Here is a 14,714-nt window from a genome sequence, read left to right as displayed (position 1 = left end):
CATTGCCCTTTCACTAACTTTACACGCCTATACGATGTTATCCAACCGTTTTTTATCCGTATGCACCGCAGGAATTCTTCTTTTCTGCCTCGCCCAGCCTGTTCAAGCCCAGGACTCCACCCAAACCGACACCCTGCTGCAGTCCATTCAGCAGCAGATGAACAGCCAGGAAAATGACACGCAGGCCTCCGGTCAGTCGGGCCAGTCAGGGCGCAGTGCCACCGCCACCACCAACCCCGATATCAGCGTTATCGGCGATTTCCAGACCCGCTATCACAGCGAGGGTGAGCGGAACTGGGACGCCTACGTCAACAGCATGGAAATCAACTTCAGCTCGGTCATCGATCCCTACGCACGGGCCGAATTCTTCCCGGTGCTGGAGGGCGAAGGAGGCGACCTACACCTGCACCTGGAGGAGGCCTACCTGCGCACACTCAGCCTGCCTCTCAACCTGCAACTCAAAGTGGGCAAATTCCGCCAGCAGTTCGGCCGCATGAACCTCACACACCGCCACGCCCTTCCTGTCATTGACGTGCCCGTGGCCTATGAGTCTTTTATGGGCGAGGCGATGATCGACCAGGGCGCCTCGCTGAGCTGGCTTATTCCCAATCAGAGCTTCTACCAGGAGCTGATTGTAGACGTGACGCGGGGCCCCGGGAATTCCCCCCTTTTCGCCTACAGCGAGGAGAACGACCCCAAGCTGACGGCCCACCTGAAAAACTTCTGGTCTCTAACCGAAAACGCCACCTTTGAGCTGGGTTTCTCGGGCGCGGTTGGCGATAACGAGTTCGGGGGGCGATCCCGGCTTGGCGGGGTCAACCTGACCTACATCTGGAAACCGGTGCGCATGAACACCTACAAATCCTTCGAGTGGCAGGCCGAATTCTTCTTCAGCCGCCTGGAGCGCCCGCAGCCGGACAACGACCTGGTCGTTGAGCCGGACCTCAACGAGAACGCCTGGGGCATGTACACCTGGATCAGGTACCAGCTGGGACGCCGATGGCATCTGACCGGCATGTACAGCTACGGGGAGAATCCGCAGAACCCGGCCATGGCCGAGCAGGCCGTCTCGGCCTACCTGGGATGGTACGCCACCGAATTCCAGAAGCTGGAAATTGGGCCCCGTATCTCCACAGAAAACAACTTCGGCGACACTGCCTTCTCCGGACTCTTCCGCTGGGTCTTTGTCATAGGTTCCCACGGGGCCCATGAATACTAGCGGCCGTTCAGTTGCCTACAACGGGTAGCATACCACATCCCGTCGTAAACCCTTTTTCAGTACAACCAGGATCCTCTTATGAAACTTCGCAATCTCCTCAGAAACAGCCTGATCACCCTGCTACTCTTCCTGACGGCAGGCGCCGGACTCACGCAGGCGCAGCTGCGCGTGGTCACCACCCTTCCCGACCTTGCCAGCATCACACGCCATGTGGGAGGCGAGCATGTGGATGTCTTCTCCATCGGCAAGGGCTACCAAAACCCCCACTTCGTCGATCCAAAGCCCAGCTTTATCGTGCGTCTCACGCGGGCGGACATGTTCGTGCAGGTGGGACTCGACCTGGAGGTCGGCTGGGCTCCATCCCTGCTGGAGAGCTCCCGTAATGCCGATATCCAGCGCGGAAGCGCCGGCTACCTGGACGCCTCCGAGGGTATCGAGCTCAAGCAGGTGCCCGACCAGGTGAGCCGCGACGAGGGCGACATCCACATCTATGGAAATCCTCACTATTGGCTTGACCCCATCCGCGGCAAGCAGGTGGCCGAGAACATCTACAATACCCTGGCGGAGATCGACCCGGACAACGAGGCTGACTACGCCGCCAACCTGGAGGATTTCAAGCAGCGCATAGACGAGAAAATGAAGGAGTGGCAGTCCATGATGGCGCCCTACCAGGGCACCGAGATCATCGCCTATCACAACGAGTGGGTCTACTTCGAGGAGCGCTTCGGACTGGAGATCGCGGGCTTCCTGGAACCCAAGCCCGGCATTCCGCCCACCCCCTCCCAGCTGGTCAAGATCATTGAGCTGGTCAACTCCCGCAACATCAACGTGATCATCAACTCCCCCTATTTCAGCAACGACTCGCCCCAGGTGGTGATGCGCAACACCGACACGCAGCTGGTCCAGCTCTCGACCATGACGGGCGGCTACGAGGAGATAGAAGACTACTTCGACCTCTTCGACTACAATATCGGGAAGCTGGTGGAGGCCCTCGAACAGGCGCAGCAGTGATTCCAAAAGAAGCGCACCCTTTATTCAACCAAGTACGAGGTATACCCCATGTTTGAGATGTTCAGTTTGACCTTCATGACCTATGCTTTCATCGCGGCCGTCATCACCGGACTTCTGCTTGCCTACTTCGGGGTGCACGTGGTCCGGCGCGGTATTGTATTTGTGGATCTGGCGCTGGGACAGATCTCCTCGCTGGGTGTGGCCGTGGCAGCCTTTGCGGGTCTGGGCGAGACCTGGATTCCCATTGCGGCCACCATTGTGGGAGCCTTCCTGCTGTCACTTATCAAGATCAGGGACCACCGCCTGAAACAGGAGGCCATCATCGGCATTATTTACGCCATCGCCTCAGCCGTGACGGTGCTGCTCATTTCCAAGGCGGCCCACGGCGACTCGGCCGTGCAGGAGGTGCTCTTCGGAAATATCCTGGCTGTAAACCTGGAAGAGATCTACACGCTGCTGGGCGTCTTCGGGGTACTTGGAATCCTCCAGGCGGTCTTCCGCAAACAGTTTTTCCGCCTGACCGAGCGTTTCGAACGGGAGGAGGACGAGGAGGTGGGCATTTTTAACCTCTGGAATTTCCTCTTCTACATCTCCATTGGACTGGCCATAGTATTCGCTGTGGAAATCGGCGGCGTCATTCCCGTCTTCGCCTACCTGATCATCCCCTCGGTCTGCGGCATGATGCTCACCCGCAACACCACATGGGTGATCGTCAACGCCCTGCTGATCAGCGTGCTGGGAGGCTTCCTGGGACTAAATTTCTCCTACAACTTCGACTTTCCGGCCGGTTCCTCCATTGTGGCCATGCTTGGAATGATCTTCGCGGTTGTTTCGGTTATCAACCTGGCGCGCAACAAGAAATCCGAAGATCCGCAGTCCGCCTCCGCTGAAGCCTGAGCCTGGCCAAAAACCGTCCCTCCTACAGGACCTCAACCTCTATCTCATCTTCGGCATTACCCTGTCGGCGGTGATGGGGGTGGCCAGCATCGCGCCGGCCCTACCCAAGATGGCGCGTGTGCTTGAAGTCTCCAATGAGCAGATCGGGCTGCTGATCACCGCTTTCACCCTTCCGGGCATCGTGCTCACGCCGGTGCTCGGGGTGCTGGCCGACCGCTGGGGACGCAAACCCATCCTGGTGCCCTCCCTGCTGCTCTTCGGAATGGCAGGCACCGCATGCGCCTTCGCTGCCGACTTCACCACGCTACTGGCTCTACGCTTCCTGCAGGGCGTAGGCGGAGCCACCCTTGGCGCTCTCAACGTGACGCTCATCGGCGACCTCTACGAGGGCAATCGCCGGGCTACCGCCATGGGCTACAACGGCAGCGTTCTGAGCCTGGGCACCGCCTCCTACCCGGCCATCGGCGGTGGACTCGCCCTGCTGGGTTGGTATTTCCCCTTCTTCCTGCCCCTGCTGGCCATTCCTGTGGGACTGGTCGTGCTCCGCTACCTGGACAATCCCGAGCCGAGCAACGGGGAACGGATGGGAGACTACCTGTCAGAGGTATGGCGCAGCCTGCAGTCGACAAAGGTACTGGGACTCTTCTCGGCCAACTTTCTTACCTTCATCATGCTCTACGGGGGCTACCTTACCTTCCTGCCCATCCTGCTCGACGAGCGGTTCGGGCTCTCCTCCCTTGCTATTGGACTCTTCCTATCGGGCTCCTCCGTGGTCACAGCCGTCACCTCCTCGCAGCTGGGCCGCCTGACCCGGCGCTTCGCCGAAGACCGGCTCATACTGGCAGCCGCCGTAATCTACCTGGGGGTCTTCCTCTCCATTCCCTTCATGGAGGAAGCCTGGATGCTGACACTTCCCATCATGTTTTTTGGACTGGCCCAGGGTATCAACATTCCAAGCATACTCAACCTGCTGACCCACCAGGCCCCCACCCGGTATCGTGCCGCCTTCCTGTCGGTGAACTGGATGGTGCTACGCGGGGGTCAGGCCCTCGGTCCCTTTCTGCTGGGACTGATCTACGGGCTCTTCAGCCTGGAAGGCACTTTTTACGCCTCGGCGGGCGCCGCCCTGCTCTTTGTTTTTGTGGCGATGCTGTTGATACGGGAGTAAGGGACGGGCGATTCTTCAGGAGGATAGGCAATGGAGAAGACTCTAAAAAAAATGCCGGGATTATCCATCCCGGCATTTTAATGCTTTAGGTTTCAGCATTTAGGAGTGACTAGTTGACTAACTAGGTTGTTAGGATCTAGAGAGAAGTTGGTTGAGTTCTTCTCTGTGTATTATCAAGAGTGTTTCGTTGGCCCATTGTTACAAAAAAATTTATTTTCTTTTGAAGTACCAACATAACAATACCCTAAATGGATGTTTACCATATAGATAGCCCACTTGGAAAATTAACCCTGGAGTCCCGTGACGGCCGGCTTGCCGCCATTCGCTACCCCGGCGGCGAAGCCGATAATGTGCGAGATGTGCGCGGCGCCGGCGTTGAGCAAAGCCGGGAAGATCGGGCCGGGGATCCTGCGCCGGTGCTCCGCAGGGCGGCCGGACAGCTGGAGGAGTATTTCGAAGGCAGGCGCACCGCATTCAATCTGCCCCTTCATCTCGCCGGCACCGATTTCCAGCGTCAGGTATGGCAGCTACTGCTCGACATACCCTTCGGCTGGACCGTCTCCTACGGCGAGCTGGCATCTCGTATGGGCGACCTCGCCAAGGTACGCGCCGTAGGGGCGGCCAACGGCAGCAACTCCCTCCCCATCGTGGTGCCCTGCCACCGGGTTATCGGTACCGGCAACCGGCTGACTGGTTATGTCGGTGGGGTGGAACGCAAACGATGGCTTCTGCAGCACGAGGGCGTCCTCCTCTTGTAAACGCGGCCCCGCAAGCGGTGCAGCCTGCGTTGGCTATTTCCCCAAGCGTTTACGATTTTCAGGGCGATGCCGGGAACCGGTCCCGGACGCCTCCACTTTTTATCCTAATCTCCCTTATCCATGCGCACCTTTATCGCCTCCCTCGCCCTGCTGCTCTGCACCGGACTATTCACCGCAGCCCAGGCCCAGGTACCCGATGCCCCCGACCGCCAGCGCGGCGAGGGTCCCTACGACCGCCTGATCATTCGCGGCGTCACCCTCGTCGACGGCACGGGCTCTCCGCCTATGGGACCCGTAGACGTGGTGGTGGAGGGCAACCGCATCGCCGCCGTACAGTCGGTGGGCTACCCCGGCGTGCCCATTGATGAGAGCGGCCGGCCCGAGGCGGGTCCCGACACCCGCGAAATCGACGCCTCCGGCATGTACCTGCTGCCGGGCTTCATTGACATGCACGCCCACACCGGCGGTTCGGCGCAGGGCACCCCGGCCGAGTACGTCTACAAGCTCTGGATGGCGCACGGCATCACTACCATCCGCGAGCCTGCCTCCGGCAACGGCATGGAGTGGACCCTGCGCCACAAGGAGCGCAGTGCCGCCAACGAAATCACCGCCCCGCACATCTACGCCTACATTGCCTTCGGCATGGGACACGACGGACCCATCACCACCGCCGAGGGCGCGCGCCGGTGGGTGAACATGATCCACGACCGGGGCGCCGACGGCATCAAGTTCTTCGGAGCGCCGCGCGAGGTCTACGCCGCCGCCATTGACGAGGCAAACCGGCTGGGACTCGAAACGATGACCCATCACGCGCAGACCCGCGTGGTGACCACCAACGCCCTGGAATCGGCCCGGCTGGGACTCACCAGCATGACCCACTGGTACGGGCTGCCCGAGTCCATGTTCACCGACCATATCATCCAGGACTACCCGCTGGACTACAACTACAACAACGAACAGCACCGCTTCGAGGAGGCAGGACGCCTCTGGAAGCAGGCCGCCGAACCCTACAGCGACCGTTGGAACGAGGTGATGAACGAAATGCTGGAGCTCGATTTCTCCATCAATCCCACCTTTACCATCTACGAGGCGAGCCGTGACCTGTCGGCCCAGCGCCGCGCCGAGTGGCACGAAAAATATACCCTTCCCTCGCTCTGGGAGTTCTTCAAGCCCAGTCGCATCTCCCACGGCTCCTACTGGCTCAACTGGGGCACCGAGCAGGAGGTGGCCTGGAAAAAGAACTACGAACTCTGGATGGAATTCATCAACGAGTACAAGAACCGCGGCGGGCGGGTCACCCTCGGCTCCGACGCCGGCTACATCTACAAGCTCTACGGCTTCGGCTACATCCAGGAGATGGAGCTCTTCCGCGAGGCGGGCTTCCACCCGCTGGAGATCTTCCAGTCGGCCTCCATCAAGGGCGCGGAGTCGCTGGGCATTGCCGACCGAACGGGCACCATTGAGGTGGGCAAGCTGGCCGACATGGTGCTGGTGGACGCTAACCCGCTGCAGAACCTGAAGGTGCTCTACGGCACGGGCGCCATCATGGTGAACGACCAGAACGAGCCCGTGCGCCACGGGGGCGTCAAATACACCATCAAGGACGGCATCGTCTACGATGCGAAGCAGCTGCTGGAGGATGTGGCGCGCATGGTCGAACAGGCCAAGCAGGAGAAAAACTACGAGATCACCCAGCCCGGCCTCGACTGGTAGGGCCACGGGCCGCGGACCGGGCGCATGCTCTTGCATGCAACTTATTTGGTATTGATTCCCAAACTGCGGTAATTTCGTGCACCATGACGCCATCCGACAACCCAAAAAAATCCACCGCCGGCCGCATTCGTACCTGGCTGGGCGGACTGCTCGCTCTCCTTCTCTTCCTGGCGCTGGCCGCCTGGGTGGTAAATACCGCGGTGGTCGAGCCCATGCTCCGGGAGCGCCTGGCCGACGAGCTGGATGCGTTGCTGGGTGAGGGCACGACGGTAGACCGCGAGGCCCTGCGCGTGGAGGTGGACCTGGCAGGGGGTGCGGTGGAAATCCGCAACCTCTCCCTGCGCCCCGACACGGCGGCCGCCCCTTCCACCTCCGACGCGGAGGACTCCGCGCGCATGTTGCCCGACTTCTCCGCCTTCACGGACGATCCGCTGCGGCAGCTCTGGCTGCACTGTGGACGCATTCGCCTGGCGGGCATCGGCCCGGCCGATCTGGCGGGCGCCGCCTCCGCCTCCCCGGCCGACCTGCTGAAGGGACGCACGCTCACTCTCTCCTGCACTTCCCTGCGCTGGGAGCCGCCCGGACAGCCCTACCGGCTGGCGGCAGCCTCCCTGCGCTACGCCACCTCCGAAGGCGTCTTCCGCGCCGACTCCCTGCGACTGGTGCCCCGCTTCGACGAAGGGGAGTTCGCCCGGCGCGTGGGTGTTGAAACCGACCGTATTGACCTGCTGCTTCCCCGCCTGGAATTGCAGGAGGTGGACCAGCCCGCGCTTGTTTCGGGCGAAGGCCTGCGCGCCCGCATCCTGCGCATCGACGGCATGCGCCTGGAGGTGCTTCGCGACAAGCGCCTGCCGGGCGGGCAGCCCCGGGTGAAACCCCTTCCGGCCACGCGTCTTCGCCACCTGGGAATTCCCCTGGAGGTGGATTCCCTCTACGTCAGCGCCGAAGAGATCTCCTATGCCGAGCACAGGAACCTGGTGGACGTGCCGGGCCGCATCCGATTTACGCAGGTGGAGGCGCGGGGTGGAGCCCTCTCCACCCTCTCGCCGGCCGACCTGGTCCTCGACCTCAGCGCACGATTCATGGGGGTCGCCCCCGTTGAGGCGAGCGCCCACTTCCCCGTCGATTCGGAGCAGGCTTCGCACCGCCTGCACGGCAGCGTCGGCGCCCTGGCTATGGAAGCCTTCAATCCCCAGATGCAGCGCCTGGCCTTTGTGCGGGTGCACTCCGGCACCCTGCACCGCCTGGACTTCAACATGACGCTCGACCGGCAGCGGTCTTCCGGGGAGGTGGTCATGGACTACGAGGGACTTTCGGTGGAGGTGATGGACCGGGCCCATCCCGATGCCGCGGAGGGCCGGGCGCTGAAATCCCTGCTGGTCAACACACTGCTCGTCCGAGCAAACAACCACGAGGCGCCCCTGCGGCGCGGCGAAGTGAATTTCGAGCGCCTGGAGGAGAAGTCCGTATTCAACTACTGGTGGAAATCCCTGCTAAGCGGTATACTCGACTCCATTGGCCTTTGAATTCAGACACGACCATGACCGATCCCCATTCGCAGTCCGTACCGGATCTTGAGGACATCCACAGGGCGCACAGCCTGATCGCACCCTACCTCCACCGCACGCCCCTGCTCAGCAGCAGCCAGCTGGACGAGCGGACCGGCGCACGTGTGCTGCTCAAATGCGAGAACTTCCAGAAGGTGGGAGCCTTCAAGTTCCGCGGGGCCTCCAACGCCATCTTCTCCATGGAAGAGGGGCAGGCCCGCGGGGGCGTGGCCACCCACTCCTCAGGCAATCACGCCCAGGCGGTAGCCCTGGCTGCGCGCATGAAAGGCATTTCCGCCCACATTGTCATGCCAGAAAATGCCCCGGGCGTGAAGAGGCGCGCCGTGGAGGGCTACGGGGCCCGGATCACCCTCTGCGAGTCCACCCAGCAGGGACGCGAGGACGCCCTTCAAAGTGGTGGAGCAGACCGGGGCCGCCTTCATCCATCCCTACAACGACCCGCGCATTATTGCCGGACAAGGCACGTCCGCTCTGGAAATGGTGGAGGACGCCCCTCCCCTGGATCTTATCCTGGCCCCCGTGGGGGGCGGGGGACTGATAAGCGGGACGGCCGTCACCGCGGCCGGCATGGCCCCCTCGGCCCGCGTGGTCGGATGCGAGCCCGAGCGGGCAGACGACGCCTTCCGTTCGTTCCGCGACGGGCGGCTTCAGCCCGTGGAAAACCCCGACACCATCGCCGACGGGCTGCGCACCTCCCTGGGCGAGCTGCCCTTCGCCTGCATGCAGCGCCACCTGCACGACATGGTCACCGTCTCCGAGGAGGAGATCCGAGAGGCCATGCGATATGTCTGGGAACGCATGAAAATCATCATCGAGCCCTCCTCGGCCGTCCCTGTGGCGGCCTTGCTGGGCGGCCATGTGGAGGCGGAGGGCGCCACGGTGGGAATTATCATCTCCGGGGGAAATGTGGACCTGGACCACCTGCCCTGGTGAGTCCGGACGGCGCCTCGCCGGAACGCTGAAAGCCCGCAACTCATTGATGCAGCCCATGTTCAACAAGCAGATAGCCGTAGTGGGCGGGGGCGTCACCGGACTCACCACCGCCCTTACCTTGCAGCTGCTGGGCTTTCCCACCACCTGCTACACCCGCGACCTGGTGCCGGGATGCGGGGAGCATGCCGGCGAAACGCCCGGCGATCCCCGTTTTGCCAGCCTCTATCCCGCCGCCTCGGCTATTCCCCACTCCATCAAGGCGGGGGGACGGCTGAAGCCGCTGTTCACCGCCACGCAGAAGATATTTGCACGACTGGCCGGCCGCGGCTTCCCCGGGGTGGTCCGCCACCGACACTACGAGATATTTGAAGAACCCCGGGAGATGCCCGGCTATGTCTCCCTGCTCGACCGGCCGGAAACAGTGGAAGCCGACGATCCCCGCCTGCCGCGACGCAAAGGTGCCGGCGGACTGCACGGCTGGGTCTTCGACTGCTGGTTCACCGAATGGCCGCGCTATATGCCCGCCCTCTGCCGCGCCTACCGGCAGTCCGGCGGCAGGCTGGTCCGCCGCGAGCTCGATCGCCGGAGGCTGCGTGACCTCCCCCAGGACACCCTGGTCAACGCCACGGGCGTCTGGAGTCCGGGACTTTTCGGCCGCCCCGCCCACGCTTCCGGGGAGCGGGGCCGTCCCGTAATACTGGGGCACCTGCTCACCCTTCCCGGTGCGCCGCTGCACCGCGACGCCGAGGGACGCATCCTCTCCTACAACTACACTCCGGCGCCCGACATCTATGCCGATCCCACCGGCGAAGCCTGCGACGTCTATTTCTATCCCCGCCGCGACGGGTGGGTGATCGGGGGCAGTCGCATCGAAGGCCGACTAGCCGGGGATGGCACCTTTGAGGGGCCTTCCACCGAAGATACGGTGGAGGTGGACGGGCTGCAGGTGCCGCGTTCCATCCTGGAACTGAACGGCGATATTCTGGGGGGATGGGGACTCGATCTGGACCGCTTTCCCGAGCGCTCCGCCCGCATGGGCTACCGCTACCTGGGGCACCCGGAAAGCGGGGGACTGGAGCTATCCTCGCGACGTCAGCTGGGCCACAAGGTTATCCACAACTACGGCCACGGGGGTGCGGGTGTGACCCTATCATGGGGCTGTGCGCTGGCCTCCGCCATCATGACACGCAGGGAGGCAGGGAGCGGCTGGCAGGAGGGCCTCAATGAGGTCTGCCTGCAGCTGGCCGACGCCCTGCAGCGCCTGCCCGAATAACACGGCGGGCGGCAGCGCTCATCCGTGACGTTCGCGGGCCCGGTGGCCCCTGTAGTTAAGCCAGTGTCCCCGTATCAGCAGCGCACTGCCCGCCAGAGTGATTATCGCCTCGCCCCACATGCCCACCACGTCGTGCAGAAACCAGGCTAGGGCGATGACCGCCAGTCCGCTGCACAGCAGCAGGGCGATGGGACGGCGCCCGGGACGCTTCTCACGGAGAGCCAGCCATACGGTGGGTGCGATCAGCAGGAAAAGCACCGGGTGGGTCCACGCATGCACGGATTCTGCCCAAGGCACCAGCGGCAGCAGGGCCACCAGTACGGGAAAGAGGAGGCAGTGAATGGCGCAAAGGCCGGACAGGCCTATACCGAGACGGTCCCAGAAGGTTTTTTGCAAGGCGGAGCTCCAGGCGGGTTAGCAGTGGCGGTGCGGGACCGAATATACGCACTTCGCCCCCAAGGGAAAACCGCCGGCAGGTGAAGCGGCCGATCAGGCGCCGTTTTTCCTGAGCTTGTAACGGTTGATCACGCCGCCGGCCAGCACCGCCTCTTTCTGGCGGTCGCTGAGGGTGTGGGCCAGTTCGTAGGAGTTGCCCTTGGTCTCGTTGACCAGGGTCACCGTGTCGCCCTCCTCGATGGCCTCGCGGATGCCGCTCACCGACAGCACGTCACCCTGGTCGATGTCCTCGTAGTCTTCATCGCGGGTGAACTCAAGCGGGGGAATGCCGAAGTTGACCAGGTTCTGCCAGCCGATGCGGGCGTAGCTCTTGGCAATGACCGCCCGCTGGCCCAGGTAGCGGGGCGCAATGGCGGCGTGCTCACGGCTGGAGCCCTGGGCGTAGTTCTCGCCGGCCACCACCACGTGTCCCCCGTGCTCATCACGCGATTTCATGGCGCGGTCGTAGAAGTTCTTGTCCACCACGTCGAGGGTGAACTTGCTGATCTCGGGGATGTTGCTGCGGAAGGGCAGCACCTCGGCGCCCGCGCGCAGAATCTCGTCCGTGGAGATGTCGTCGCCCATCTTGAGCAGCACAGGCACCTTGAAGTCCTCCAGCTGGTCGAAATCGGGCATGGTGGAGATGTTGGGCCCCTTCTTGATCTCCCCGCGCTCCTCTTTGGGTTTGGGCGCCTGCAGCATGTCCATGTTGACAATGGGATGGTCCAGCGGCTGAAATTTCGGATAGCTCATGCCGTAGAGCTCCTCCAGATCACGCGGGTCGGTGATCTTGCCCGTAAGGGCGGAAGCGGCCGCGGTTTCGGGACTCACCAGGAAGACGGAGTCCTCGGGCGTGCCCGAACGGTCGGGGAAATTGCGGGGCACCGTACGCAGGCTGTTCTGCCCGCTCGCCGGGGCCTGTCCCATGCCGATGCAGCCGTTGCAGCCGGCCTGGTGAATGCGGGCGCCCGACTGCACCAGGTGCAGCATGACGCCGTTGCTGACCATATTCTCAATAATCTGCCGTGAGGTGGGATTGACATCCCAGGAGACGTCCTCGTGCACCGTCCGGCCCTTGACAATTTCCGAGGCCATCCAGAAGTCGCGGTAGCCCGGGTTGGCGGAGGAGCCCACATAGGACTGGTAGATGGGTTTGCCTTCCACCTCGCGCACGGGAACCACGTTGCCGGGACTGCTGGGCAGGGCAATCAGCGGCTCCACCTCGTCCAGCACCAGCTCCTCGTAGGCGTCGTATTCGGCGCCCTCGTCGGCCAGAAGCTCCACGAATTCCTCCTCGCGGCGCTGTCCCCGCATGAAGCGGCGGATCTCCTCGTCGGCCGGGAAGACCGTGGTGGTGGCCCCCATTTCGGTGCCCATGTTGGCGATGACGTGGCGGTCCATGGTGTCCAGGTTCTTCAGGCCCTCCCCGAAATACTCGATCACGTAGCCTGTGGCGCCGTCCACGTCGTAGCGGCGCAGCATCTCCAGCACCACGTCCTTGGCGCTGGTCCAGTCGGGCAGCTCGCCCTTCAGCTCCACGCCCAGCACCTTGGGCATCTTGATGAACATGGGCTCGCCGGCAATGGCGAAGGCCACGTCGAGTCCCCCCGCGCCGATGGCCAGCATGCCCATGCAGCCGGAGGCGGGGGTGTGGCTGTCGGAACCCGCCAGGGTCTTGCCGGGAATGGCGAAGCGTTCGGTTTCGATGGGATGGCTTACCCCGTTGCCCGGTCGGCTGAACCACATGCCGAACCGTTCGGCCGCCGAACGCAGGAAGACGTGATCGTCAGGATTCTTGAAATCGGTCTGCAGAAGGTTGTGGTCCACATACTGGCAGGACATCTCGGTCTGCGCCTCATCCAGCTCCATGGCTTCCAGCTCGAGCATCACCATGGTGCCCGTAGCGTCCTGGGTAAGGGTCTGGTCGATTTTCAGGCCGATCTCCTCACCCGGCTCCATGGTTCCTTCCACCAGGTGGCTCTTGATCAGTTTCTGGGTTACGTTCAGCGGTTGACTCATAAGTTCTTTGACAGCATTAGGTTAGTGATTGAAGGGTTCCATCCACTACACTCAATAGTATTACGGTGGCTTATCGTTTCAACTGCGCGGGAAGAGGCGCTAATTTATATCGAATCCGCACAAGAGGCTTTCCAATTCCCGCTTAGCTTTTTACCGTTTTTTTCTTAAATAGTATGATCCCTGCCCATTGGAACCCAAACCTTCGGTTATGAACACCCGTGACGTGGTAGAAGCCCTGGCGGAAAGCCGGGACCTGAGCAAGGCCGAAACGCGACGTCTGCTGGATACCGCCGTGGAGACCCTGAAAAGGAATCTCTCCGAAGGCCGGGGCTACAGCATACCCGAACTGGGAACCTTCGAGACGCACACGCGGGATGCCCGCCGCTCCTACAATCCCCATCACGAATCCTACATGAGGCTCCCGCCCAAGCGGGTGGTCAGATTTTCGCCCAGCAAAGGCCTCAAGGAGGAAATGAAAGAGCTGGAGGAGACGTCATGAGCGAAAAAGTAACATTCCAGGAGCTGATCGACGCCATGTCCGAGGAGACCGACCGCTCCAAGCAGTTCACGCACGACTTCATGAAGGGACTGGTGTCGGTGATCCACCGGGGACTGGAGGAGGACCGCAAGGTGAATATTGCGGGCTTGGGCAAATTCGGGCTCAGGGAAGTGGACGAGCGCGAGGGCTACAATCCCCAGACCGGGGAGCCCATGACCATTCCGGCCCACAACCGCGTGACCTTCACAGCCTACAAGGAGCTGCGAGAGCGTGTCAACGCACCCTACGCCCACCGCGAGCCGGAGCTGCTGGACGATGATGAGCCGGAGGAGGATACCACCTCCCGGCAGTCCGACTTTATTCCCACCGCCCCTCCCACCCGGTCCGGCGGCCGGGGACCGGACGGCGGGAGCGGCGATGAGGCCCGTCCCGCGCCAAGCTCGGTGGTGGAATATGCGCCTGAAATGAACGATACTGACCAGTCTAAAGACTCTGGCGGCCAGGGAGATAGCAGCAAGAAACAAGAAGATTTTGATCCTCCGGCCTCTTCCTCTCGAATAGAGAAGGACGGCGAAGCAGAAGAAGACCGCTTCGGCTTCCGCAAGAGCCGCCGGCACAGGCGCTCCGACGCCAACTGGCCCCTGATCGTTGCGGCCGCCTTTGTGCTTATGGTGATCGTGGCGGCCACCTGGATGCTCAGCTCGGAGGTATTCGACCAGGTTTTCGAGGAGCCCGCCTCCCCCTCCGTGACCCAGGTGGAAGAGACCGGCGAATCCCCCGCCCCCGCCGGCAAATCGGAAGAGGCCCTCAATGAGATCACAGGCGACAACGAGACCGTCAGCCGGCAGGTAGGACGATGGACAGACCCTCTGGAGCATGGCCCGCCGGGAATACGGCGATCCCTACCTGTGGCCCTGGATCTACGGCACCAATACGGGAGGCATCGACCATCCCGACCTCATCTATGCGGGCACCTCTCTCACGGTGCCCCTGCCGGAGGGAGCCGGGGAAACGCTCTCGCGATCGGACTCCCTCTCGGTGGCCATGGGCTACGTGGATTCCTACCGCTGGTACAAGGACCGCGACCGGGAGGAGGCCAAATACTTTCTCTATGCCGCAAGGCAGTACCACGGGGAGGTGCTGGACCACACCGGCGTCGAAATCGACCGGGATGACCTGGCCTTCGCCACCCGGCCCCGGTAGCACGCGGGGCGGCTTGCA

At 62.5% G+C, this 14,714-nt stretch carries 13 protein-coding genes and 1 pseudogene; 12 read left to right on the top strand and 2 right to left on the bottom strand.

What is annotated here, in order from left to right:
* Window positions 1-34: 34 nt before the first annotated feature.
* The 10 genes and pseudogenes from U5K31_12920 to U5K31_12875 all read left to right on the top strand — a co-directional run bounded on the left by U5K31_12920 (window position 35) and on the right by U5K31_12875 (window position 10,540).
* Window positions 35-1,219 carry a hypothetical protein gene (locus U5K31_12920; GenBank protein MDZ7773622.1) on the top strand — a complete coding sequence of 395 codons (1,185 nt, stop codon included), beginning with the start codon at window positions 35-37 and terminating at the stop codon, window positions 1,217-1,219.
* A gap of 78 nt (window positions 1,220-1,297) precedes the next feature.
* Window positions 1,298-2,230, top strand: a complete 933-nt coding sequence (locus U5K31_12915; protein MDZ7773621.1) for a metal ABC transporter substrate-binding protein — start codon at window positions 1,298-1,300, stop codon at window positions 2,228-2,230.
* A 48-nt stretch (window positions 2,231-2,278) separates the two neighbouring features.
* Window positions 2,279-3,127, top strand: coding sequence for a metal ABC transporter permease (locus U5K31_12910; protein MDZ7773620.1), 849 nt, complete (start codon window positions 2,279-2,281; stop codon window positions 3,125-3,127).
* Window positions 3,057-4,295: an MFS transporter gene (locus U5K31_12905; GenBank protein ID MDZ7773619.1), complete on the top strand. Its 1,239-nt coding sequence runs from the start codon at window positions 3,057-3,059 to the stop codon at window positions 4,293-4,295. The genes U5K31_12910 and U5K31_12905 overlap by 71 nt, the downstream gene beginning before the upstream one ends.
* A gap of 248 nt (window positions 4,296-4,543) precedes the next feature.
* Entirely contained in the window at window positions 4,544-5,053 is a 510-nt protein-coding gene (locus U5K31_12900) for a methylated-DNA--[protein]-cysteine S-methyltransferase (GenBank protein ID MDZ7773618.1), read from the top strand.
* 120 nt (window positions 5,054-5,173) lie between these two features.
* Window positions 5,174-6,766, top strand: a complete 1,593-nt coding sequence (locus tag U5K31_12895) for an amidohydrolase family protein (protein MDZ7773617.1) — start codon at window positions 5,174-5,176, stop codon at window positions 6,764-6,766.
* Window positions 6,767-6,849: 83 nt separating this feature from the next.
* Window positions 6,850-8,292, top strand: a complete 1,443-nt coding sequence (locus U5K31_12890; protein ID MDZ7773616.1) for a hypothetical protein — start codon at window positions 6,850-6,852, stop codon at window positions 8,290-8,292.
* Between the two features lie 14 nt (window positions 8,293-8,306).
* Window positions 8,307-8,660, top strand: a pseudogene (locus U5K31_12885) (pyridoxal-phosphate dependent enzyme).
* A 67-nt stretch (window positions 8,661-8,727) separates the two neighbouring features.
* A complete protein-coding gene (locus U5K31_12880) occupies window positions 8,728-9,267 on the top strand; it encodes a pyridoxal-phosphate dependent enzyme (protein ID MDZ7773615.1) in 540 nt (179 codons plus the stop codon).
* 46 nt (window positions 9,268-9,313) lie between these two features.
* Window positions 9,314-10,540, top strand: coding sequence for an FAD-dependent oxidoreductase (locus U5K31_12875; GenBank protein MDZ7773614.1), 1,227 nt, complete (start codon window positions 9,314-9,316; stop codon window positions 10,538-10,540).
* 18 nt (window positions 10,541-10,558) lie between these two features.
* Here U5K31_12875 and U5K31_12870 read toward each other — a convergent pair whose 3' ends face one another.
* Both U5K31_12870 and U5K31_12865 read right to left on the bottom strand, forming a co-directional pair.
* Window positions 10,559-10,936: a MerC domain-containing protein gene (locus U5K31_12870; protein MDZ7773613.1), complete on the bottom strand. Its 378-nt coding sequence runs from the start codon at window positions 10,934-10,936 to the stop codon at window positions 10,559-10,561.
* A 93-nt stretch (window positions 10,937-11,029) separates the two neighbouring features.
* Window positions 11,030-12,994, bottom strand: coding sequence for an aconitate hydratase (locus U5K31_12865; GenBank protein ID MDZ7773612.1), 1,965 nt, complete (start codon window positions 12,992-12,994; stop codon window positions 11,030-11,032).
* Window positions 12,995-13,202: 208 nt separating this feature from the next.
* Here U5K31_12865 and U5K31_12860 point away from each other — a divergent pair, with 208 nt between their 5' ends.
* Together U5K31_12860 and U5K31_12855 are read left to right on the top strand one after the other, a co-directional pair.
* Window positions 13,203-13,493, top strand: a complete 291-nt coding sequence (locus U5K31_12860) for an HU family DNA-binding protein (protein MDZ7773611.1) — start codon at window positions 13,203-13,205, stop codon at window positions 13,491-13,493.
* Complete coding sequence (locus tag U5K31_12855) at window positions 13,490-14,668, top strand: HU family DNA-binding protein (protein ID MDZ7773610.1); 1,179 nt, start codon at window positions 13,490-13,492, stop codon at window positions 14,666-14,668. Before U5K31_12860 ends, U5K31_12855 begins: the two co-directional genes overlap by 4 nt.
* Window positions 14,669-14,714 lie beyond the last annotated feature (46 nt).

It is taken from the genome of Balneolaceae bacterium, from assembly GCA_034521445.1.
Classification (GTDB): Bacteria; Bacteroidota; Rhodothermia; order Balneolales; family Balneolaceae; genus JAXHMM01.
The sequence above is the reverse complement of the archived record's forward strand: the minus strand, read 5'-3'. Positions and strand labels throughout refer to the sequence as shown.

What these genes read in the sequence shown, in the direction of transcription:
- U5K31_12920 (MDZ7773622.1), top strand. Translation starts at nt 35, where the DNA reads ATGTTATCCAACCGTTTTTTATCCGTATGCACCGCAGGAATTCTTCTT.
- U5K31_12915 (MDZ7773621.1), top strand. Translation starts at nt 1,298, where the DNA reads ATGAAACTTCGCAATCTCCTCAGAAACAGCCTGATCACCCTGCTACTC.
- U5K31_12910 (MDZ7773620.1), top strand. Translation starts at nt 2,279, where the DNA reads ATGTTTGAGATGTTCAGTTTGACCTTCATGACCTATGCTTTCATCGCG.
- U5K31_12900 (MDZ7773618.1), top strand. Translation starts at nt 4,544, where the DNA reads ATGGATGTTTACCATATAGATAGCCCACTTGGAAAATTAACCCTGGAG.
- U5K31_12895 (MDZ7773617.1), top strand. Translation starts at nt 5,174, where the DNA reads ATGCGCACCTTTATCGCCTCCCTCGCCCTGCTGCTCTGCACCGGACTA.
- U5K31_12890 (MDZ7773616.1), top strand. Translation starts at nt 6,850, where the DNA reads ATGACGCCATCCGACAACCCAAAAAAATCCACCGCCGGCCGCATTCGT.
- U5K31_12875 (MDZ7773614.1), top strand. Translation starts at nt 9,314, where the DNA reads ATGCAGCCCATGTTCAACAAGCAGATAGCCGTAGTGGGCGGGGGCGTC.
- U5K31_12865 (MDZ7773612.1), bottom strand. Translation starts at nt 12,994, where the DNA reads ATGAGTCAACCGCTGAACGTAACCCAGAAACTGATCAAGAGCCACCTG.
- U5K31_12860 (MDZ7773611.1), top strand. Translation starts at nt 13,203, where the DNA reads ATGAACACCCGTGACGTGGTAGAAGCCCTGGCGGAAAGCCGGGACCTG.
- U5K31_12855 (MDZ7773610.1), top strand. Translation starts at nt 13,490, where the DNA reads ATGAGCGAAAAAGTAACATTCCAGGAGCTGATCGACGCCATGTCCGAG.